13 protein-coding genes are annotated in these 18857 nt (G+C 69.9%); 6 read left to right on the top strand and 7 right to left on the bottom strand.

All coding sequences use genetic code 11. From position 1 onward, the window contains the following. Positions 1 to 69 precede the first annotated feature (69 nt). The 3 genes from AB0I38_RS18660 to AB0I38_RS18670 are packed head-to-tail and all read right to left on the bottom strand — an operon-like array spanning position 70 to position 7588. Complete coding sequence (locus tag AB0I38_RS18660; RefSeq protein WP_358468938.1) at positions 70 to 4956, bottom strand: DNA repair ATPase; 4887 nt, start codon at positions 4954 to 4956, stop codon at positions 70 to 72. A 2-nt stretch (positions 4957 to 4958) separates the two neighbouring features. Next, a complete protein-coding gene (locus AB0I38_RS18665) occupies positions 4959 to 7055 on the bottom strand; it encodes a flotillin family protein (RefSeq protein WP_358468941.1) in 2097 nt (698 codons plus the stop codon). Then, on the bottom strand, positions 7055 to 7588 hold the full coding sequence (locus tag AB0I38_RS18670) for a hypothetical protein (protein WP_358468944.1): 534 nt from the start codon (positions 7586 to 7588) through the stop codon (positions 7055 to 7057). Before AB0I38_RS18670 ends, AB0I38_RS18665 begins: the two co-directional genes overlap by 1 nt. 203 nt (positions 7589 to 7791) lie before the next feature. Here AB0I38_RS18670 and AB0I38_RS18675 point away from each other — a divergent pair, with 203 nt between their 5' ends. After that, positions 7792 to 8703, top strand: a complete 912-nt coding sequence (locus AB0I38_RS18675; protein WP_358468947.1) for an NADP-dependent oxidoreductase — start codon at positions 7792 to 7794, stop codon at positions 8701 to 8703. Positions 8704 to 8736: 33 nt separating this feature from the next. Here the strand turns inward: AB0I38_RS18675 and AB0I38_RS18680 are convergent, their stop codons facing one another. Continuing rightward, complete coding sequence (locus tag AB0I38_RS18680) at positions 8737 to 11805, bottom strand: AfsR/SARP family transcriptional regulator (RefSeq protein ID WP_358468950.1); 3069 nt, start codon at positions 11803 to 11805, stop codon at positions 8737 to 8739. 552 nt (positions 11806 to 12357) lie between these two features. On the opposite strand from AB0I38_RS18680, the gene AB0I38_RS18685 reads away from it, so the two are divergent. The 4 genes from AB0I38_RS18685 (at position 12358) to AB0I38_RS18700 (ending at position 16557) form a co-directional block, all read left to right on the top strand. Continuing rightward, the gene (locus AB0I38_RS18685; protein WP_358468953.1) at positions 12358 to 13458 is read left to right on the top strand and encodes a TOMM precursor leader peptide-binding protein; all 1101 of its coding nucleotides are present in this window, start codon (positions 12358 to 12360) and stop codon (positions 13456 to 13458) included. After that, positions 13455 to 14714 carry a hypothetical protein gene (locus AB0I38_RS18690; protein WP_358468956.1) on the top strand — a complete coding sequence of 420 codons (1260 nt, stop codon included), beginning with the start codon at positions 13455 to 13457 and terminating at the stop codon, positions 14712 to 14714. Before AB0I38_RS18685 ends, AB0I38_RS18690 begins: the two co-directional genes overlap by 4 nt. 551 nt (positions 14715 to 15265) lie before the next feature. After that, a complete protein-coding gene (locus tag AB0I38_RS18695) occupies positions 15266 to 15826 on the top strand; it encodes a PadR family transcriptional regulator (protein ID WP_358468959.1) in 561 nt (186 codons plus the stop codon). 11 nt (positions 15827 to 15837) lie between these two features. Continuing rightward, the gene (locus AB0I38_RS18700) at positions 15838 to 16557 is read left to right on the top strand and encodes a VOC family protein (protein WP_358468962.1); all 720 of its coding nucleotides are present in this window, start codon (positions 15838 to 15840) and stop codon (positions 16555 to 16557) included. A 120-nt stretch (positions 16558 to 16677) separates the two neighbouring features. Here AB0I38_RS18700 and AB0I38_RS18705 read toward each other — a convergent pair whose 3' ends face one another. The 3 genes from AB0I38_RS18705 to AB0I38_RS18715 all read right to left on the bottom strand — a co-directional run bounded on the left by AB0I38_RS18705 (position 16678) and on the right by AB0I38_RS18715 (position 18532). After that, entirely contained in the window at positions 16678 to 17556 is an 879-nt protein-coding gene (locus AB0I38_RS18705; protein WP_358468965.1) for a 1,4-dihydroxy-2-naphthoyl-CoA synthase, read from the bottom strand. Between the two features lie 10 nt (positions 17557 to 17566). Next, positions 17567 to 18079 (bottom strand): PadR family transcriptional regulator, encoded by a 513-nt coding sequence (locus tag AB0I38_RS18710; protein WP_358468968.1) that lies wholly within the window; start codon positions 18077 to 18079, stop codon positions 17567 to 17569. A gap of 120 nt (positions 18080 to 18199) precedes the next feature. Continuing rightward, the gene (locus AB0I38_RS18715; RefSeq protein ID WP_189122310.1) at positions 18200 to 18532 is read right to left on the bottom strand and encodes an ArsR/SmtB family transcription factor; all 333 of its coding nucleotides are present in this window, start codon (positions 18530 to 18532) and stop codon (positions 18200 to 18202) included. A gap of 87 nt (positions 18533 to 18619) precedes the next feature. Here AB0I38_RS18715 and AB0I38_RS18720 point away from each other — a divergent pair, with 87 nt between their 5' ends. Then, positions 18620 to 18790 carry a DUF3073 family protein gene (locus AB0I38_RS18720; RefSeq protein ID WP_358468972.1) on the top strand — a complete coding sequence of 57 codons (171 nt, stop codon included), beginning with the start codon at positions 18620 to 18622 and terminating at the stop codon, positions 18788 to 18790. Positions 18791 to 18857: the final 67 nt, after the last annotated feature.

An 18857-nucleotide genomic window follows, 5' to 3' on the forward strand; every position in this document is an offset into this window, starting at 1 on the left:
CCCGAGGCACCCTACTCACGGCTCTTCCGACGATCAACCGGATTACGGCCCCGACCCGTACCGCGACGCCTACGTCTCCCTGATGGCGGAGCCGACTTCGCGTACCTGGTCGGCGAGCAGGCCGATGGCGCCGACCGCTCTGCTCATCGGGTCGTCCTCGCCGCCGCCCAGCGCCTTGGAACGCAGGTAGGCGGCCTTGACGGCCGACCAGCGGGCGGTCTGCTCGGGCGTCAGGCGGCCGCGCAGCTCGGCGAGCTTGAGCAGGTTGGACTCCGCGTCCGCGGTCAGGGTCTGCGCCTCACCGAGGTAGTGGTCGTCGATCACCGCCTCCAGCTCCTCGTCGTTCATCGCGGGGACGATGCGCTCGGCCAGCTTGTTCATGTTCCGGTACGAGCCCTGCAGCCGGTACGGCGGCTCGGTGCGCGAGGCGTCGGACTGGGCGGCCGAGGCGATGTAGGCCTGGTTGTTGGCCAGCACCACCTCCTGGACGCGCACCAGCTTGCGCAGCACGCTGAGCACCTGGTCCAGCTCGGTCCTGGCGAAGGGGTGCTCCAGCTGGTCCGGTTTGACCGTCTGGTCGCCCTTCGCCAGCCGTACCAGGAGCTCGACGTCGGTGCGGGAGCGGGCGGACAGGGGCGCGAGGACGGGGTTGGAGGTCAGCGCGTTGTCGATGTAGCTGAGCGCGAACAGCTCGTCCCGGCCGGAGAGGACGTCGCCCAGGTTCCACACGTCGGCGCGGTTGGCCAGCATGTCGGGGATGCGGAAGCGCCGGCCGGACTCGGTGTAGGGGTTGCCCGCCATGCACACCGCGAACCTCTTGCCGCGCAGGTCGTAGGTGCGGGTGCGGCCGTTCCAGACGCCCTCGATGCGGCGCTGGGCGTCGCACAGGGAGATGAACTTCTGCAGCAGCTCGGGCGAGGTGTGCTGGATGTCGTCGAGGTACAGCAGCGTGTTGTTGCCCGTCTCCAGCGCGAACGAGATCTTCTCGACCTCCTGCCGGGCCGTCGCGTCGGGTGCCTCAGCGGGGTCCAGCGAGGTCACCCCGTGGCCCAGCGCCGGGCCGTTGACCTTGACGAAGACCAGGCCGAGGCGGCTGGCGACGTACTCCATCAGGGTCGTCTTGCCGTAGCCGGGCGGGGAGATGAGCAGCAGGAGGCCCATCTGGTCGGTGCGTCTGCCCTCGCCGGCCGCTCCGAGCTGCTTGGCCAGGTTGTCGCCGATCAGGGGCAGGTACACCTCGTCGAGCAGCCGGTTGCGCACGAACGCGCTCATGACCTTCGGTTTGTACTCCTCCAGCCGGAGCCGCGCGCGCTCGGCGCCGACCAGCCGGTTGCGGCGCCGCTGGTAGTCGCGGTACGCAGGGACCCGCTCGGCGCGGAAGCGGCGCGTCCGCGCCAGCAACTCGTCGAGGCGCAGCTCCAGCTTGCGGTCGGCGATGCGGGGATGGCTGCCGAGCAGCCCGTCCACGGTGTCGGCGACGGTGGCGCTGGAGTCGTGCCGAGGCAGGTCGCAGAGCTGTACGGCGAGCGCCTCGGGCAGGTCGGGTCCCCGGTCGTGGGCGCTCAGCCAGGCATGGGCGAGCTGGACGCGTTCCCTGAGCGGCACCGCTTTGAGGTCGTCCTCCAGCTCCCGTACCTTGGCCGGGCCCAGGGCCTGGCGGAAGCGGTCGAGCAGGGTTCGGGCGGCCTCGCTGGTGACGAAACCGGCCGGAGCGCAGGCCAGCTCCTCCACCAGGTACTCGCCGGCCAGCGCCGCCGTTGCCGCCTGCTCGGTCGTGCCCGGTGCGGCCGGGGCCGGGGCCGGGTCGATCGCCGACGTCGGTCCGAGTTCGGTCAGGAAGGAGCCGATCAGGGCGCCGAGTTCGTCCGACAGGTCGGTGACGGCGGCGGAGCCGAAGACCGTGCGGGCTCTGACCAGCGACGTCGCCCGGATGGTGAATGTTGCACGTGAAACCTTGTCCATGCCGAACGCCCAGAAGAGCTGGGCCGCGGCCCGCGCGTCCGGCGGGTAGCGGAGCAGCCCGGCTCCGTCGCGCAGGCGGACGAGCGTGTCCAGGATGGCGGCGGCGTCGTGGTCGTGGACGCCTCGCTCGTAGCCCTCGTCGTAGCGTTCCTCGGCCGCCCGGCGTACGAGATCGCCCACGGGAGCGCCCGGGGTGACCCGGTCGAGGAGGGCGGCCGCGAGGTGCTCGGCGCGGTAGACGTCGGGGGTCTCCGAGACGAGCAGTTGGTCCCAGAAAGGGCGGGTATCGGCGAAAGAGTCGGGCACGGGCGCGCGGTAGTCGGTGCCCGTGATGGCGAACCGCATCTCGGCCGGCTCGCCATCACGGCCGGAGTGGGGCACCAGCGTGAGGTCGATGGGCTGGGTGTTGACCGCGAAGCGGTGCAGTCCGAGCCGGATGGTCTCGCCGCCGTCGCTGAAGAGGTCGAGCCGGTCCCGCAGGGCGCGCCCGGCCTCCTGTCGCGCGGCCTTGAGCCGGCCTTCCAGCTCCCCGGCCCGTACGGCGTCGCCGAGCCCGCGCAGTTCGGCGGCCACCGACCGGAGCTTGGCCGGCATGGGGTCGGCGGCGAAGTAGGTGTTGACCTCGTCCAGCGAGCCGAGCGACGAGAGCCGCCGCGTGACGCTCGCCAGGATGCGCTCGGCCGAGGCGAAGATCCGGTCGGCGCGGCGGGCCAGCGCGTCGAGCTGGGTCTGCTTGCGTGCCGAGAAGGCCTCGTAGACGTCGTCCCGCTTGCCCGCGAGCTGGGCGGCGAAGTCGTCGAACTCGCCGAACCGCGACTCCAGGCTCTCCACCTGGAGCATCAGCCGGCCGAGCTGTTCGTCGCACTTGTCGGGAGTGTCGGCCACCGCGAGCGCCCCCGCGATGGCCTGCCCGAGCAGCGCGAACTCGGCGGCGAACGCCGCGCGTCCCTCCGCGCCGAGCAGCTCCCGCCGCCGGCCGTCGAGCACGGCCCGCGCCCGGTTGATCCCGCCGAGCACCTCGGCGACGCGGCCCAGGATGGCGGTGCGGACCGTGGCGTCGGCGATCTCCAGCGAGCCGACGACCTCGGTGACCACCTCCAAGCCTTCGGACTGCGTGGCCAGGCGGTCGGACAGGGGAACGGCCTCGGCCGCCGTGGCGATGGCGGCGGCCTCCTCGGCCAGCCGCTCGACGGCCGCGTGGTAGCCGGTGAACGCGTCGGGGCCGGACAGGAAGCCGACGGCCCGGCCGCCGGCCGCGGCCAGCTCCTCGGTCAGGGCGCCGTGGAGAGCGTCGAGCCGGGCCAGGTCGATGTGCCGGACCTCGCGCAGCGTCACCAGGTGGCCCTGTGCCCGGCGCAACGTGGCCAGCAGGGTCACCCAGGCGTCGGCGGTGGCCGGTGACTCGGCCTTGGCCTGCCGTACCAGCTGGGTGATCTCGTCCGTGGCGGCGGTCAGCTCGTGCTCGGCCCGGCGGGTGAGCTCCTCGACGTGTTCGTACTCGTCCAGGACCTGCTCGGCGGTGGCGCGTACCCCCGCGAGGGGGTCGCGCAGGCCGTGCTCGCCGAGCCAGTGGTAGTGGTCGAAGGCGCGCGTGCAGGCGGCGATCAGCGCCTCGAAGGTGGCGGCCGACGGCGCCATCTCCTCGACCATCCGCGCCACGGACAGGCAGTCGGAGATGCCGCGCACCAGCTCGGCGTTGCCGATGCGCTCCAGCGGGCCGGTGCCGGCGGGCTGCGCGGCGGCGTAGGTGTCGGAGACGTACGGCGTCTGCCAGATCTGCATCGGGTGGACCCGGGTGGGCTCCTCGGAGGTGGCCCGGAAGACCACCATCGTGCCGTCGTCGAACAGCGAGTAGCCGTGGCAGACGATGGGGTTGGCCACCTCCTTCCTGATCACGTTGTACGGCAGCAGCAGCGAGCGGCCGTCACCCCGGGCGTGGAAGACGTACAGCACGTCCTCGCCGTTGGGGGAGCGGACCACGCGCTCGAACTCCAGGTCGGTCACGTCCGTGTCGAACGTCTTGCTGACCCCGGTGTCCAGGTAGTAGCCGCCGGGGAAGATCAGGCCCTGGTCCTCGGGCAGCCGCTGGCACGCCTGGCCGAGGCCGTCGAGCCTGGTCACGGCCTTGGTCCGGGTGTTGAAGACCAGGTGGCGCCAGTCGGTCTCCTTGTACGGCCGGATCCGGAGCAGGATGAGCGGGCCGACCCTGGCGTGCTCGACGACGGCGTCGGCCAGGCTCTGCAGGCGTTCGGTGACGGGCTCGGTGTAGACGCCCTGGCCGGTCTCGGTGTTGTTCTCGATCTTGATGGTGAGGTCGCCGTTGATCGTCTCGACGAACACCTCGTCGTCGATCGAGATGTGGGGGTGGCGGCCCGGCACGTGGTCGTCGCGGGTGGTGGCGGTCCACTCGAAGTCGTGGGAGGGCGGGAAGACGTGGTCACGCTCCCCGCGGTTGTCCTGATATTTCGCGACTCCCTGGGTGCTGACCGTCCACCGGAGGACCCGCGTGTCCGCCGGCCCGGTCTGAAAGACGGCCAGCAGCTTGCCCTCGACCCGCCTCAGCTGCTTGAGCCTGGACTCCTTGTAGTAGCGGTAGAGCTCGGCGAAGTCCTTGCGGAAGGCAGGGTCCTCCAGCGCGGGCAGCCGCTCGGCGTCGAACCTGAACGCGTCGCCGTCCCTGGTGAAGCGGTGCACGGAGAAGACGTCGGCGACCGTGGTCTCGGGCTTCAGGCCGATGAAGACGTTGTAGCCGAAGAGCATGACGTCGCCCAGGGAGACGATGTCCCTGGGGACGCAGTTGTTCTCCGTGCGGATGCGCTCGGTGCCGACCAGGCGCAGCTCGGTGCCGCCGAACACGTCCAGCCGCCGGGCGTTGACCGTCTCGGCCGCGCGGGCGAGGGCCTTGGCCTGGGCCTCCAGCCGGTTTCTGAGCACCTCGTAGGTCCCGGCCGCCAGGTCCGGCGTGTCCGTGACGGAGTCGCCGGACGCGGTCATCGTCACACCCTGGCCGCGGCGAGGGCGGCCACCGGGGAGTCCGCCACCCCGAGGCGGCGTGCCGTCTCCAGCAACTCACCGAACGCCACCGAGTCGGGTCCGCCGCTCTGCATGAGCCGCAGGAGCAGCGCCGACACGGTCAGGTTCTTCAGGTCCTCGGTGCTCACCCCGCCCACCAGCGCCGAGAGGTCCGACGCCAAACTCGCCGTCCCGTTGAGGTACGGCGCCGCCAGCGCGCCGGCGACCTCCGAATGCTCCATGAACCCGTCCACCGCCTTGCCCGCGGTGATCGAGCCCACCACCTTGTCGAAGAACATCGTGTCGCCGCCCACGATGTCGATGTTGGCCTTGGCCAGGCCGGCCGCCAGCACGCTGGCCTGCGACTCGGCCACCTGCCGGCTGACGTCGATCTGCCGGAGCCGTACCTCGGTCTCGGCCTCCAGCCGCAGGCGGTACTCCTCGTGCGCCCGGCTCGCCTCGTCCAGCGCGGCCAGCGCGGCGGCCTTCTCCGTCAGACCCTCGGCCTCGGCCTTGAGCTTCTCGCCCACCGCCGCCGCCGAGGCCACCGCCATCGCCTGCTCGCCCTCCGCGCGCGCCTTGAGGCGGTCGCCGTCGACCAGGGCCATCGCCCGGGCGCCCTCGGCCTCGGCGCGCAGCTTCTCGCTCAGCACCAGCGCCTCCGCGCGGCCGACCTTCTCGATCGCCTCCGCGTCGCGTTCCCGCACCTGGACCTCGGCCAGCCCGGCCGCCGCCGACTCCGCCTGCACGCCCTCGGCCAGCCGGATCTTGGCCCGGGCCTCCAGCTCGGCGGCCTGCTGCCGGGCCTCGGCCAGCACCAGCTCCTCGCGGGCCCTGAACTTGGACGCCGTCTCGGCCGCCTCGGCTGCCTTGATGTCCTTGACCAGGTTCTCCTGGGCTTCGGCCTCGGCCGCGATGATCACGGTCTGGCGGACCCGCTCGGCCTCCTCGACCGCGCGCAGCCGCTTGATGCTCTCCTCCTGCTCGGCCACCGTCCGGTCGACGGCGATGCGCTCGCGCACGACCTCGGCGATCGACCGCTTCTCGGTCTCGACCTCCTTGTCCTTGGCGATGCGCGACAGCTCGGTCTCGCGCTCACGCGCGATGACCTCGAGCAGGCGGTCCTTCTCGATGCGCTCGCTCTCGATGGCGATCACGCGCTCGCGGTTCTTCTCCGCGACGGCCACCTCGCGGGCCCGGTTCTCGTGCTGCACGCCGAGCTGCTCGTCGGTCTTGATGTTGGCGGTCTGCGCCTTCAGCCGCTCCTCGGCCTGCACGCGGGCGGTCTCGGCCTCCTCGCGGGCCTTCATGGTCTCGATCTCGCGCTTCTGCTTGATCTCGGCGTCGGCCTGGCGGCGTTGCAGCTCCAGGATGGCCTCGCGGGCGTCGACGTTCTGGCGGGTGATCTCCTTCTCCTCGGCGCGCTGGAACTCGTTGGTGCGGACGTGCTCGAGCGCGGTCAGCTCGGTGATCTTGCGGATGCCCTGGGCGTCCAGGATGTTGCTCTTGTCCAGGGCCTGCAGCGAGGTCTGCTCCAGGTAGTCGATGGCCGCGTCCTCCAGGCTGTAGCCGTTGAGGTCGGTGCCGATCAGCCGGATGATCTGGTCGCGGAACTCGTCGCGCTTGGTGTAGAGGTCGACGAAGTCGAGCTGCTTGCCGGCGGTCTTGAGCGCCTCGGAGAACTTCGCGCTGAACAACTCCTGCAGCGTCGTCTCGTCACTCGCCCGTACGGTGCCGATGGCCTGGGCCACCTTGATCACGTCCTCGGCGGTCTTGTTGACCCGGACGAAGAACGTGATCTTGATGTCGGCCCGGATGTTGTCGCGGCAGATCAGTCCCTCACGACCGGTCCGCCCGATCTCGATGGTCTTGACGGAGATGTCCATGATCTCGGACCGGTGGACGACGGGGAGCACGATGGCGCCGGTGAACGTCACGTCGACCTTGTTCACCTTGGAAATGATCAGCGCCTTGCCCTGTTCGACCTTGCGGAAAAGGCGGCTGATGAGAATGAGCAGGCCTATGACGACGACCAGGACGACTGCCAGGAATACGCCGAGGCCGGTCGAGATGACATCCATCAGTTCTCCTTTTCGTAGGGCATGACCCAGAAGAATTCGCCGTCCGCGTCGTACTCGAAGATCAGCGCGTCGTCGCCGCGGGCGAGGTTGTCCGTGCCGGTGGTCCGCACCTGGACGACGGCCGAGGAGCCGTCGGGGGCGGTGACCTCGGCCTGGCCGAAGTCGGAGGTCGCCTGGCCGGTGCGGATCACGCACATCTGGCCGACGAAGTCGCCACGGGAGTGCGTGCGCGGCTCGGGGACCAGTCGCCGCAGGGTGGTCAGCGCGGCGCGGACGCACACCCACGCGCCGGCCGCCGCGACGACCGGCACGACCGTCAGCGCGGGACCGCTCACCAACTGGCTGCCGATCAGACTGAGCAGCCAGGCCAGCGCGACCAGCAGGGAGATCGTGATGCCGGCGGGGACGCCGCCCAGCCCCAGCCAGGTGGCGTCCGGCTCGTCGAGGTCGAGCAGGCCGGCGATGACGACGACCCAGTACGCGACGACCACGACGAGGAGGAAGCTGAAGATGACAGTCGGAAAGCTCAGCACGACATGGAAGAAATCGGTCATTAGGTCCCTATTTGCCCCGTTGTAGCCCCGTCCCCGTGAAGCCCGTAAAGGACTATATCTAGATAAAGGCGGAGTAAAGGGAAAAGTTCCCCACATCGTGAATTACGAAGTTGATGCAGCTCTGGCCGGTTGACCTCAACCATGGTTGAGGCAGCAGGCTGACCGCTATGAGCGGAAATATCATGAGAGCAGCGGCCTTCGCCGCCTTCGGCGGGCCTGAGGTCCTCCAGGTCATGGAGCTGCCCGCGCCGCAGGCGGGGCCGGGACAGGTACGGGTGCGGGTCAGGGCCGCCGGAGTGCAGCCGTACGACGCGGCGGTGCGCGCGGGCTGGACCCCGCCCGGCGTCACCGGCGACCTGCCGCGCGTTCCGGGCAACGAGTTCGCGGGCGTGGTGGACCAGGTCGGGGAGGGCGTCACCGAGGTGTCGGCCGGCGAAGAGGTGCTCGGCTTCTCACAACTCAACGCCTACGCCGAGTACATCGTGGTCCCCGCCTCCGCTGTGGCGGCCAAGCCGGACCGGGTGCCCTGGGAGGTGGCGGGCGCGCTGACCGCCGCCGTGCAGACGGCCGAGCTGGCGCTCGACGGGCTGGCGGTGGCCTCCGGCGACACGCTGCTCATCCACGGCGCGGCCGGCGCGGTGGGCACGGCCGCGGTGCAGATCGCCCTTAGCAGGGGCGCCACCGTGATCGGCACCGCCCGCGAGGAGAACCACGCCCACCTGCACGACCTCGGCGCCGTCCCGGTCGTCTACGGCGACGGGCTGACCGAACGGGTGCGCGCGCTCGCCCCCGGCGGCGTGGACGCGGCGCTCGACGGCGCGGGCGGGGTGGCGGTGGACGTCTCGCTGGCGCTGGTCAAGGATCGCGGGCGCGTCATCACGCTGGTCGAGCACGCCAAGGCCGCCGGTCTGGGTATCGGCGTGGTCCAGGGTGAGCGGACTGCGGAGCGCCTCGGCCGCTACGCGCGCCTGTACGCCGAGGGCCGGCTGAAGTTCCCGATCCGCCGGACGTACCGGCTGGAGCAGGCGGCCGAGGCGCACCGGGAGATCGAGACCGGCCACGGCCGCGGCAAGATCGCCCTCATCGTCGGCTGAGCCACCGAGGAGCCGACCGGCGCGATGAAGCGGTCACCGGGCCGGCGGCTCCGCTCCGCGAGGAGCGGAGCCGCCCTGACAGCCCGCGAGCAACTCGGTGAGCTCCGCGACCTCGGTGTGGTTGTCGAGCTCCGCGAACAGCCGGCGGGCTCTGCTCCAGGCCTCGTGAGCCTGGCCGGGATCGGTGGCGGCGTAGAGGGCGCCGAGGAGCTTGAGAGCCTGCGCCTCAGGGTAAGGGCTGGCGAGTTCGCGCCAGATGTCGACGGCGGCGATGGTGTGCTCGACGGCCCGGGTGAGGTCGCCCTCCGCCTGTTCGAGCTCTCCGAGGGCGCGCAGTGACATGGCTTCCTGGTATCTCGCTCCCCACTGACGCGTCAGCCGGATGCTCCTTTCGAGCACCTGCCTGGCCCGGGGATCGCCGAGTTTGACGTAGATGATGCCCAGGTGCGGCATGAGCGTGATCTCGCTGCCCAGGCTGCGGAGGGAGCGGGCGTACGCCAGGCCGCGCGTGATGTGCTCCTCCGCTTCGTGGAGCCTGCCCTGATCGCGTCGTACGATGCCGAGCATGTTGTGGATCCGGCACAGCTGTGACGTGAGGGGCACATCCTCAGCGAGTCGCAGGCTGACCTCCAGATGGGCAGCGGCTCGCTCGTTGTCGCCCCGGATTCGGTGGCCGTACCCCAATTGCCACTCCGCTTCGACCTGCCCGAGCACATAGCCGGCTGCCTTGGCCTTCTCCAGCGCCGCGTCGAGATGCGCCACCGCTTGCCTGGAGTCTCCGCTGACCACGAACGCGGTCCCGGCCAGGATGCGCGCGTCGACCTCGCCCCGTACGTCGTCCATCAGCTCGAAGAGCTCCACCGCCGAAAGCGCGTGCGCGAGGGCTTCGTCCTCGGCATGCCGTGGCGCCATGCGAAGGCATTCGGCGAGGTCGCGCAGCATGAAGGCGCGCCCCCGCCGGTCGTCGGCGCGCTCGCAGGCCGCCAGCGCGATCCGGCTCATCGACTCCCAGTCGTCGTAGTAATCACGCAGCTCGAAGAAGTTGACGGCCGAGTCGGCGAGCTGCCAGCAGAGCGTGTGCGATCCGAACGAGGCAGCCTGCGTAACCGCCGCGCGCAGCGCCTCTCTCTCGGCCTCGAACCAGGCGCAGGGATCCGCGATCTCGACACGAGGCTCGTGATGCGCGTCCTCGGCCTGGAGCGTCGGGAAGACCCTGCCTGGGAGCAGCGTGTCGGCCCGCCGCGCGAGGACCAGCCAAGCGCCGAGCGCACGGGTGACGGCCGCGTGAATCTGCCGTGGAGAGGCTTCGATGTCCGCGCGGTCGCGGGCGTGCAGGCGGATCAGGTCGTGGAACCGGTAACGCGACTGACCGGCGGCGTCCACGCCCGCGAGGTTGAGAAGGTTGGCGCTCAGCAGCTCGCCGAGGCATCGCTCGGCCTCCTCCGGGGACGTGTCGAGCACCGCCGCCGCCACCCAACCGGCGAAGTCGGGGGTGTCCAGCTTGCTGAGCAGGTAGTAGAGCCGCTGGGTCGTCGGTGACAGGGCCGCGTAACCGAGACCGAGCGAGGCCCGTACGGTGAGGTCGCCGACTGAGAGCTCGTCGAGACGTCGTCGCTCGTCGCGCAGGAGCTCGGCGATGCGGGCGAGGGGCCAGTCGGGCCGGGAGGCCAGGCGCGCCCCGGCGGCTCGGACGGCGAGCGGCAGGTGGCCACAGAGCCGGACGACCTCGGCGGCCTCCACGGATGCGGCCCGTGCCTGCTCCGACCCGGTGATCCGGGCCAGCAGTTCGATGGCCTGCGTGGGCCGGAAGACATCGAGGCGCAGGTGCAGGGCGCCGGCCAGGCCCATCAGCCGGTGGCGGCTGGTGGTCAGCACCGCGCAGCTGCTGGAGCCTGGCAGCAGGGGCCTGACCTGCGATTCGTCGGCCACGTTGTCAATCAGCACGAGCATCCGCTTGCCGGCCAGGAGCGATCGGTAGAGGGCGGTGCGATCGCCGATCGACTCCGGGATCGCGGCTCCTTCGACGCCGAGTGCGCGCAGCATCGCTTCCAGCGCTCGGGCGGCGGCGGCGGAGTCGTCGGCGCCGGAGAGGCCGACGTAGAGCTGGCCGTCCGGAAACGCGCCCGTCAGCTCGTGCGCCACGTGCAGGGCGAGCGTGGTCTTGCCGACCCCGCCCATGCCCGAGATGGCGCAGATCGTCAGCGCCTGGCGCCGGTCCGGGGACAGCGCGTCCCGGAGTGTTGCCACCTCGTCGTCCCGGCCGGTGAAGTCGGCGATCGTCGGCGGGAGCTGGCGCGGGACCAGCGGCGAGGGCGACTCGCCCGGACCTTCCGCCGCAGGCCACGCGCCGGGTTTCGCCGGAGGATCGATCTGCTCGTCGCCACGGAGGATCGCCTCGTGCACGCGGCGCAGGAGGGGACCCGGCTCAAGGCCCAGCTCCTCCGCGAGCACGTCGCGGACGTTGGTGTAGGTCTCCAGCGCCTCGATCCGACGGCCGGACCGGTAGAGGGCGAGCATCAGATGCGCGTGCAGGCTCTCCTGATAGGGGTGGGTCTGGGCCGCCTCGCGTAGGTCGCCCACCGCCTCCGCGTGCCGCCCGAGGGCCAGCTCGGTCTCCGCCCACCGCTCGTAGACGGTGAGCCGGAGTTGTTCGAGGCTCAGCGCCTGCTGCGCGATCGGCTCGGAATCGATGAACTCCGCGAACGCGGGCCCCCGCCAGAGATCCAGCGCGCGCCGGAAACAACGGCCGGCCGACTCGTGATCGTGTGCGGTGAAGGCCGCCGTGCCCTCCGCCGCGAGTTTCCTGAATTGCGCGGCGTCCACCTCGCCGTGCGTGACGAGCTCATATCCGCCCGATCTGGCGAGCAGCCGGTCGGCGCCCAGTTGAACGCGTAGCTGGTGCACGTACGACTGGAGGTTGCTGCGCGCGGACACGGGCGGCTGGTCGCCCCACAGCACCGTGGTCAGAAAATCGTTGGAGACCGGCTGATCGGCCCGCGAAATGAAACCGACGAGTAGGGCGCGTAATTTCCGGGCGCTGCCGAGATGAATGCGCCGTCCGTCGTGGATCACCTGGAGTGGGCCTAGGATCTCGAAACGCATCCAGTCTTGCTCCGCCTTGGAATATGCATAGAGGAGATCGCTGGAAGTGGTCTGCCGCTCGGTCGTGCTCGCTGAGCGGCGAAACTCGACGGGTTGGTGTGGCGATTTTAGGTCGTCACCGTGCCTGGCGCAAAGGCGGGTGGCCCGGATCCGGTTCGGCGCCCGGGACGTCCCGCCCGCGGGGGGCGATCCACCTGCTCGGTCGTACGGACGGGGCCGTCGTGCGGACGGGGACGCCCGGCGGCCCCGCCCGGACCGACGTTTCCGTCACATACTCGCCACTGTGGGTGATGTAGCGCCGCCATGGTGGCGGTTCGTACATTTTGGACATCCTTACGGATTCAATTCGTCGGTGCCGAAAAACACCGGGAGGTGAACATGGAGAAGCAGAAGAACGAGACCAAGAAGCTTGAGCTCAAGGTCCGCAAGCTCGAGAAGATCGAGACGACCAAGATCCGCGAAGGCAGCGGCTGAGCTGGTACGACACGCCGGAGCCGATCGAGCATAAGCGATCGGCTCCGGCGTTCCATGTGACGAAAGAGTGCGCTGCGCATGCGGAAACCTCGTGTCAAACGCGTTCATCTGCCGACGGTCCTCCCGGACGGCCGGATAAGACTCGGCCTCGGTCAGTACGGCGTGGCCGCCGAATTGCAGGACGACGCCGAAGGGAACATCGCGCGAATCCTCACCCTCATGGACGGCACCCGGGACATCGAGCGGATCTGCGCCGACTTCGTGGCGAACAGCCCGGAGGTGGACCGGGAGAACGTCCGCGAGATCATCGAGGCACTCATCGACGAGGGGTTCATCGAGGACGCCGAGGCGGAGCCGCCCGGCAACCTCTCCGCACGGGAGCTGGAGAGGTACGCGCGCGCCAGCCACTTCTACTCCTGGATCGACACCGTCCCTCGGGAGTCCCCCTACACCGTCCAGTCGAAGATCAAAGAAGCCGAAGTGGGTCTGCTGGGCGTGGGCGGCACCGGATCCGCCGTCGCGGCGGGCCTGGTGGCGAGCGGCATCGGCGCGCTGCACCTGTCCGACTTCGACGAGATCCAGGAATCCAACCTGACCCGGCAGCTCCTCTACACCGAGCAGGACATCGGCGCCTCCAAGGTGGAGCGGGCGGTCGCCCGGCTACGCGCGATGAACAGTCTGGTCAAGGTGACGGGCAGCGACGTCAAGGCGACCGGGCCCGACGACCTGGCCGCGTTGATGACCGACTGCGACGTGTTCGTGCTCTGCGCCGACGAGCCCCAGCCGGACATCATGCTCTGGACGAACGAGGCCGCACTGCGTACGGGAACGCCATGGTTCGTCAGTTTCTACGCCGGGCCGATGGCGGTGGTTGGCTCCTTCCATCCCGGCGAGACGGGATGCTGGCTCTGCGCGCGTCGTGACGAGGACGCGAAGAAGGACGCCTCGGGGGAGCGACAGCTCGTTACCGAGGGCCGACCGCCGAACGCGGTGGTCGCCGCGAGCGCCAACATCAGCGGCCACATGTGCGCGCTGGAGGTGTTGTACCACCTTGGCGGCCTGCCCACCCAGGCGCGCGGACGGATCTTCCACTGGAACTTCGCGGTCTGGGACCACGTCTACGCCGTGGACGTGGTGCGCCACGACGACTGCCCCGCCTGTGGCTCGGTGGGCGGATGACGGCACCCGCCGCCGTGGATTCGACCGGCACGCTCCTACTGCGCCCGCTCAGCATCCAGGGCGATGACGACCCGGACAGCGTCATCGTCGGGCGGCCGGAGCTCGGCGAGTTCGTCAGCCTGCCCGCCCTCTACGGCAAGGCGGTCGAGCTGCTCGGCGACGGCCTCCCGATCGGCGTGGTCCAGCGCCGGATCGAGGACGAGCACGATGTCGAACTGGATGTCGTGCAACTCGTGGAGGCACTCGTCGACCTCGGCTTCGTCGCCCAGCTGAACGGCGTGGACCTGCCGGACCCGGCGGACAAGGCCCCGCCGCCCCACCTGCCCTGGCTGGCCGAGAGGCACGTGAGGTGGATCTTCGGCCGTCCGATGGGAGTGCTGTGCGCGGTTGTGGTCGGCGCGGCGGTCGTGACCCTGTTCGGCCGGCCCGATCTGGTGCCTGTGTACCACGACTTCTTCTGGAGCGATTACATCGGGCTCACGACGCTGGTCAACACCGCGATGTTCTCGGTGGTGATCAGCCTGCACGAGCTGATGCACCTGGCGGCCGCTCGGTCGCTCGGCACTCCGGCGCGCATCGGGTTCGGCACCCGTCTGCACAACCTGGTCGTGCAGACCGACGTCACCGCTATCTGGTCGGTGCCGAGGCGCTCGCGTTACCGCGTCTACCTGGCGGGGACCTACTGCGACCTCTTCCTCTTGGCGATCCTGCTACTCGTGCTCGGCCACGCGAACCCGCCGGAGGGGGTCGCGGCGCTCCTGCGGGCCCTCGCGCTGGTCACCATGCTGAGCGTGCCGATACAACTGCACGTCTACATGCGGACCGACTTCTACTTCGTGCTCGCCGACCTCCTGCGCTGCCGCAACCTGTTCGGCGACGGGCTCGGCTACGCCCGCTACCTGCTCCGCCGAGCGGCCGCCGTCGTCAAGCGGGCGCGGCCCCCCGCCGACCCGAGCGCCGAGCTGTCCGCCCACGAACGGCGGGCGGTGCGGATCTACGCGGTGCTGCTCGTCCCCGCCGCGACGGTCGCCCTCGGCACGTTCGCGATCTACACCCTGCCGATCATCGTCAGCTCCTTGTTGCAGGCGCTGGTCGCCGTCTGGGGTGGCCTGAACGGCGGCTCTGTGCTGCAGGGCGTCGACGGCGGTCTCTTCCTGCTCGTCGAGGGGGGCATCCAGACGCTTTTCGTGATCACCTTCGTCCGGTCACACCCCCACTGGTTTCGCCGCCGGTCAGTAGCGCCAGGGGTACGGTGACCAGTCGGGCTCGCGCTTCGCTGCCCGCTCGGTAGTCCGAACGCCAGCGCCGCAGCGTCCGCTCCAGCACGTCGGCGCCGGCCGAGACCCGCGCCAGGGGTACGCCGTCCTCCAGGTGCGGACGAAGCAGCCGCCACCGTTCCATCGCCTGGAGCCGTCGCCGGTGGGACAGGCCGCTCAGCGCTGCCGTCGGCCCGTCACGACCCTCCGGCCCGCCTGACCCGCCCGTCTCGCGTACCGCCACGACTACAACACTCCCCCCATCAATGATCGTCCACCACCATCGACCTGATTGAGCCTTGGCGCAGGTCCGCCGCAGAACGGGACGACCTCGGCGGCGAGGTAGAGGCCAGGACTGATGGGCTTCTTGTCGGCGGACGGTCCAGCGCGCCGACCGCATCGCCTTCCTGGGCGGTGGCCGGTCGTCGAGGAGGGTGATCACGAGGAGCTGGTACGCCGCGGCGGCCGCTACGCCGATTTCCTCCACGTTGGTGCGGTATGCTCCCGGCAGCAGCTAGCCAAATTCGGCTAGTGAAGATCGGGAGGGTTCGATGAAGCCGGTACGGCTGCTGGTCCTGGGCGCGCTGCGCAGGCGCGGGCGCGCCCACGGCTACCAGGTCCGCACGGATCTGGAGTCGTGGGGCGCGCACGAGTGGTCAACCGCCACCTCGGGCTCGGTCTATCACGCGCTCAAGAGCATGGCCGGTCAGGGCCTGCTGGTGACGCACGAGACGGTCGCCTCCGAGGCCGGAGGGCCGCCGCGGATCGAGTACGAGCTGACCCAGCAGGGCGAGCGGGAGTACCTCGACCTGCTGGGCCAAGCGCTGGCCGACCGCGAGCCGAGCCTGGACGTGCTGGGCGCCGCTGTCGGCCTCATCGAGGACCTTCCCCGGGAGCGGGCCCTGGAGTTGCTGCGCCAGCGGGCCCGCGCCATGCGCGAGTGGCGCGCGAGCATCACCGCGTACCTGCCCGAGGGCACGGATCTGGCGACCTGGGGCCCGGTGGGCGAGGTGCTGTCCCTGTGGCTGAGCACCGCCGACGCCGGCGCCCAGTGGACCGACCGAATGATCCGCCGCCTGGAAGAGGGCGCGTTCACCATGACCGGCGAATAGGAGTTCCCCCGATGGCCAACGAGATCGCCATACCGCTGCTTCCCTGCCGCTCCATCGACGAAATGGTCGACTTCTACACGATGCTCGGTTTCCGCCGGATCTACTACCAGGTCCGGCCGAACCCGTACGTGTTGCTCAAGCGCGAGGATCTCCAGCTGGGCTTCTTCGGCATGCCGGAGGCGTTCAAGTCCGAAGACTCCTACGGGACCTGCGTGATCGTCGTGCCGGACACCGGAGAGCTGTTCGAGGCGTTCGCCGCGGGTATGCGCGCGGCGCACGGCAAGCTCCTGGTCTCCGGCATCCCCCGGATGACCCGGCCGCGCAGGCGGAAGAACGACGGCAACCACTCCGGCTTCGCCGTCATCGACCCCGGCGGCAACTGGATCCGCTTCATGGCCGCCCGCCCCCTGCCGGAGAAGGAGGAGGCCACGAGCAGGCTCACCACCTCGCTGAACCGGGCGGTCGTGATGGGCGACTCCAACGGCAATCACGAGCGGGCGGCCGAGATCCTGGACGGCGCTCTGGAGCGGGACAAGGACACCGCGTCGGCGGCCGAGCTGCTGGAGGCGCTGGTCTACCGGGCCGAGCTCGCCGTCCGCGCCAAGGACCACGCCGCCGCCGGGCACGCCCTGGCCCGGGCGCGCGCCCTCACCCTGACCGAGGCAGAACGCGAGCAGCTCGCCCAGTCCCTGGCGGCCATCGACGACCTCGAGGCCGTGCTAGGTCTCTGACCGGGTACGGCGCTTGCGAGGGGCCGCCGAGCGGGGCGGCTGCGCGCGCATGTGGTCGCGCACGCGGGTCATGATGTCGCCGAGGTAGCGCACGTCCTCCTTAAGGACTGCGCCGTAGGCTCAGTAGTGCCAGGGGTACGGTGACCAGTCGGGCTCGCGCTTCTCCAGGAACGAGTCGCGCCCCTCGGCCGCCTCGTCGGTCATGTAGGCGAGCCGGGTCGCCTCGCCGACCAGGACCTGCTGTCCCACCAGGCCGTCGTCGATCAGGTTGAAGGAGAACTTCAGCATGCGCTGTGACGTGGGCGACTTGCCGTTGATCTTGCGGCCCCACTCCAGGGCCGTGGTCTCCAGCTCGGCGTGCGGCACGACGGCGTTGACCATGCCCATCCGGTGGGCGTCGGCGGCCGAGTAGGTGTCGCCCAGGAAGAAGATCTCCCTGGCGAACTTCTGGCCCACCTGACGTGCCAGGTAGGCGGAGCCGAAGCCGCCGTCGAAGCTGGCCACGTCGGCGTCGGTCTGCTTGAAGCGGGCGTGCTCCTCGCTGGCCAGCGTCAGGTCGGCCACCACGTGCAGGCTGTGCCCGCCGCCCGCGGCCCAGCCGGGCACCACGCAGATCACGATCTTGGGCATGAACCGGATCAGCCGCTGCACCTCAAGGATGTGCAGCCGCCCGGTCGAGACCGTGCCGTCGGAGTATTGATAACCGTCCTTGCCCCTGATGCGCTGGTCGCCGCCGGAGCAGAAGGCCCAGCCGCCGTCCTTGGGCGAGGGGCCGTTGCCGGTGAGCAGCACGCACCCGACGTCGGTGGTCTGCCGGGCGTGGTCGAGCGCCCGGTAGAGCTCGTCGACCGTCTGCGGCCGGAAGGCGTTGCGCACCTCGGGACGGTCGAACGCGATGCGGACGGTGCCCTGGTCGACCGCGCGGTGGTAGGTGATGTCGGTGAAGTCGAATCCCTCGACAGCCTGCCACGCTTTGGGATCGAACAGTTCGGAGACCATGGGCGAGAGCCTACCGAATCTGCTCTTCGGCCCATTCGGCCCACTCCTGCTGCGCCTTGCTGATGCGCAGGCCGTACTCGAGGGCGATGCGGCCGTACACGGACAGGTTGTCGGTGCCGCTCTCGACGAACCCGCGGATGCCCTCCAGACGCTCTCCTTCCTTGCCGGACAGCTCGGCCTGGCGGTGGAGGTAGGCGCGGGCCCGCTCGGGTGAGATCTGGGCCAGGAAGAAGACCCGCAGCAGCATGTCGCTGCGGGTCGCCCTGGCCGGCTCGACCTCGGTGATCCAGCGGCGCAGCTCGGTCAAACCCTCGGCGGTGATCGAGTATTCCTTGCGGCCGCGCGGCCCCTCGGCCACCACGTCCACGAGGCCGGCGTCGGCCAGCTTGCCCAGCTCGGCGTAGAGCTGGCTCTGCGTGGCGGGCCACGTGTTGGAGAGCGAGACCTCGAACAGCTTCATCAGGTCGTATCCGCTCGCGGGTCCCTCGGACAGGAGCCCGAGTGCGGCGTGTCGAAGACTCATATTCCTATGTTGACATATCTCGCCAGGAGGTTCTAGCTTCGACATGTCGCTGTAGGAATATTAGGGAGTCTCCGCCATTCGCGGCCTGCTCCGGTCACCGCGCCGCCGGTCGGCCGCCGGTCAGGGGACCTCGGCGCGCAGCTCGGCCAGCAGCTCGCCCTGATCGGCGAGCATGTCGGTGAGGATGCGCCGGGCCGCCCCGAGCAGGTCGGCCAGCTCGGGGGTGGCCAGGGTGTAGACGACGGTGCTGCCTTCGCGGATGGCGCTCACGATCCCGGCTCTGCGCAGGACCGCCAGCTGCTGGGAGAGGCTCGAAGCCTCGATGTCGATCTGAGTCAGAAGATCCCGGACGGGAAGCGGGCCTTCCTGGAGTAGCTCCAACACTCGGATGCGAGCGGGGTGGCCGAGAGTTCGGAAGAAATCAGCCTTGGCCTGATAGACCTCCACGTGCATACTGCCCAGACTAATCCAGTTCAGTTGCATAATTCTTCAAGTCGTAAGGTTGTTGGCTAGGATGAGCGCGGGGACTAGGGAGTAGCCATGGGTCGAGGAAGAGCCAAGGCGAAGCAGACGAAGGTCGCTCGCCAGCTTAAGTACACAAACCAGAGCATCGACTACGACCGGCTCCGCGAGGAACTAGGCGCGGACACCGGGCGAGACGAGATGCACACGAACGCGGGTTCCGAGCAGGAGTCCGAGCGCGCGCAGTGACGCGGGCCAGCCTGGCCGGCGCGCAGGTGACGTGTCGGGCCGTCTGGCCTCCGGAGCCCGCTCGGGC

Source organism: Nonomuraea cavernae, from assembly GCF_040655715.1.
Lineage (GTDB): Bacteria > Actinomycetota > Actinomycetes > Streptosporangiales > Streptosporangiaceae > Nonomuraea > Nonomuraea cavernae_A.

Coding starts and splice junctions, on each gene's coding strand:
- AB0I38_RS18695 (WP_358468959.1), top strand. CDS start 15,266: ATGAAGCCGGTACGGCTGCTGGTCCTGGGCGCGCTGCGCAGGCGCGGG.
- AB0I38_RS18685 (WP_358468953.1), top strand. CDS start 12,358: ATGCGGAAACCTCGTGTCAAACGCGTTCATCTGCCGACGGTCCTCCCG.
- AB0I38_RS18665 (WP_358468941.1), bottom strand. CDS start 7,055: ATGGATGTCATCTCGACCGGCCTCGGCGTATTCCTGGCAGTCGTCCTG.
- AB0I38_RS18660 (WP_358468938.1), bottom strand. CDS start 4,956: ATGACCGCGTCCGGCGACTCCGTCACGGACACGCCGGACCTGGCGGCC.
- AB0I38_RS18710 (WP_358468968.1), bottom strand. CDS start 18,079: ATGAGTCTTCGACACGCCGCACTCGGGCTCCTGTCCGAGGGACCCGCG.
- AB0I38_RS18680 (WP_358468950.1), bottom strand. CDS start 11,805: ATGCGTTTCGAGATCCTAGGCCCACTCCAGGTGATCCACGACGGACGG.
- AB0I38_RS18715 (WP_189122310.1), bottom strand. CDS start 18,532: ATGCACGTGGAGGTCTATCAGGCCAAGGCTGATTTCTTCCGAACTCTC.
- AB0I38_RS18690 (WP_358468956.1), top strand. CDS start 13,455: ATGACGGCACCCGCCGCCGTGGATTCGACCGGCACGCTCCTACTGCGC.
- AB0I38_RS18700 (WP_358468962.1), top strand. CDS start 15,838: ATGGCCAACGAGATCGCCATACCGCTGCTTCCCTGCCGCTCCATCGAC.
- AB0I38_RS18720 (WP_358468972.1), top strand. CDS start 18,620: ATGGGTCGAGGAAGAGCCAAGGCGAAGCAGACGAAGGTCGCTCGCCAG.
- AB0I38_RS18675 (WP_358468947.1), top strand. CDS start 7,792: ATGAGAGCAGCGGCCTTCGCCGCCTTCGGCGGGCCTGAGGTCCTCCAG.
- AB0I38_RS18705 (WP_358468965.1), bottom strand. CDS start 17,556: ATGGTCTCCGAACTGTTCGATCCCAAAGCGTGGCAGGCTGTCGAGGGA.